3 protein-coding genes are annotated in these 2,037 nt (G+C 59.1%); 2 read left to right on the top strand and 1 reads right to left on the bottom strand.

Features of this window, described 5'->3' with window-relative positions; translation table 11 throughout:
• Positions 1-4: 4 nt before the first annotated feature.
• A complete protein-coding gene (locus tag NKI67_RS33730) occupies positions 5-394 on the bottom strand; it encodes a response regulator transcription factor (RefSeq protein WP_352649161.1) in 390 nt (129 codons plus the stop codon).
• Between the two features lie 330 nt (positions 395-724).
• Here NKI67_RS33730 and NKI67_RS33725 point away from each other — a divergent pair, with 330 nt between their 5' ends.
• Positions 725-1,360 carry a response regulator transcription factor gene (locus tag NKI67_RS33725; RefSeq protein ID WP_352649163.1) on the top strand — a complete coding sequence of 212 codons (636 nt, stop codon included), beginning with the start codon at positions 725-727 and terminating at the stop codon, positions 1,358-1,360.
• Between the two features lie 76 nt (positions 1,361-1,436).
• Positions 1,437-1,640, top strand: a complete 204-nt coding sequence (locus NKI67_RS33720; protein ID WP_352649159.1) for a hypothetical protein — start codon at positions 1,437-1,439, stop codon at positions 1,638-1,640.
• Positions 1,641-2,037 lie beyond the last annotated feature (397 nt).

The following is a 2,037-nucleotide window of genomic DNA, read 5'->3' as shown; positions in this document are numbered from 1 at the left end:
GAGATCATGAAACTCTTGGTGTCGTTCCAGCAGGTGTGAGAGCTGCGGCGAGACACCTTTTCAGATCGTCCTCATCCACTGGCTTGCCCAGATAGCAGACGACACCATTGTTCAGTGCGCGGGCCCGATCAGCATCGTTGGGGTAGGCTGTCACGAGGATTGTCGGAATCGCTCGCCCTTCATCGACAAGGTGTCGGTAGAGTTCGAGCCCGGTCATCACAGGCATATGGATGTCGGCGATGAGACAGGTCGTCTCGGCGAGATGGGGGGACGCCAGGAAATCGGCCGCCGATGGAAACGCCTCGACCGTGTAGCCGAGCGACTTCATGAACCTTCGCATGGACTCGCGAAAGAAGCGATCATCTTCAACGATCGAAACCAATAATTTCTTCATCTGCCGCCTTTGGCAGTTCGCTCGAACCGCCGTGTAAGCAGCCCAACAATGCCGTCGCCCCGTGGGGGACTACGTGATCTCGTGAAGAATGCCACGGGTGCAACGCCGATGCTCCGTAAACTTTGGTTTATCTCCGGGCGAGAATTGCGAAGGCTGGGCACCGAAAGCGGCCGGGGGAACTCTGCCAGTGCGCATAAACTGGGTCTAGCCCTTCCAGTCCTCAGAGACGGAAGGGCTGTTCAGGTCCAGGGATTCGGACTAGATTTGTGCGTGTGGGCCAAATCTGCAAACCGCGACAAAGGGCTCGTTGCCGTGATCCATGGGACAGCGATACCTGACGCAAGCTCCACCGTCTTGGTCATCGACGACGATCCGGCGGTTCGAGCCTCGGTCGGGCGGTTATTGCGATCGGTCGGTGTCACCGTCCAGCTGTTTGGGTCCATTGCCGATTTTCTCAGGTCCGATCCAACGGATGGGCCGACCTGCCTGGTGCTCGACGTCAGATTACCTGGGCAAAGCGGTCTTGATTTGCAGCGCGAGCTCGCTGAAGCAAACAGGGAACTACCTATCATCTTCGTCACGGGGCACGGTGACATCCCGATGTCCGTGCAGGCGATGAAGAGAGGTGCCATCGAGTTCCTGACCAAGCCGTATCGCGATCAGGATCTCCTCGAGGCGATTCAAATCGGCCTTTTCCGTGATCGCACACGTCGGGAAAACGAGAAGGGCCTGGTCGACCTTAGGGAGCGCTTCGGCTCGCTCAGTCCGAGAGAGCGCGAGATCATGATTCAGGTCGCTCGCGGCCGCCTGAGCAAACAGATTGCCCATGATATCGGCATCGCCGAAGCCACGGTGAAGGTGCATCGGAGCAGGGCTATGCAGAAGATGAAGGCCGGTTCGCTTCCCGAACTGGGCCGAATGGTGGACAAACTCATGCTGGTGCCCGACAAGCCGCAACGCTCCTGAGCTGTATAGCTTTCGGCGAGGCACTATTCCTGTCAATCAGATTGACCAGGTCATTGTTCGCCGCCATCAACGGTACATGGCAAAGGTCTTGCGGGAGACGATCCTCCTTGGCCTGTGCGCGGCCCAGCTGAGTGCCTGCATTGCCGCACGACCGTGCGACGGCGTCCCTACGCAATTGATCTCCGCCGCCGAGGTTCGCGGCTATTGCGACGACATCCGCGTTTGGGGCTGCTCCTATGCCAGCTATCCCGCTCACCGGCTTGTCGCTTTTCGCACCTAGCGCTTGAAGGCGGCCAGGACTGATCCATCCATAAAGTTGAAGGAGCTCAACGCACTCACCGTGTCCGGTGGCGGCAGCAGCGGCGCGTTCGGGGCCGGAGCCTTCTTGCTGGCTGGGAGAAGGCCCGGAACCAACCCCAGGTGCGACATCGTGACTGGGACTGGGATCGGTGGGGGGGTGCGTTGATTGCGCCGTTCGCCTTTCTCGGACCGGCAGCTCAAACAAGCCTTTACCACAGTCAAGGACGCTAACATCTACAGGAAGCACAGCCTCCTTGGCGCACTGTCGAGCGGATCCTTCACCAGCAACGCACCGCTCGCGAAAATGAGGACAAATACATCACCAATGCCGTTCTGGCGAAGATTGCGCAGGAGCCGGTCAAAGGCCAACGGCTGTT

The organism is Mesorhizobium sp. M0408 (assembly GCF_040321495.1).
Classification (GTDB): domain Bacteria; phylum Pseudomonadota; class Alphaproteobacteria; order Rhizobiales; family Rhizobiaceae; genus Mesorhizobium.
This window is presented reverse-complemented; position numbering and strand designations above follow the sequence as displayed.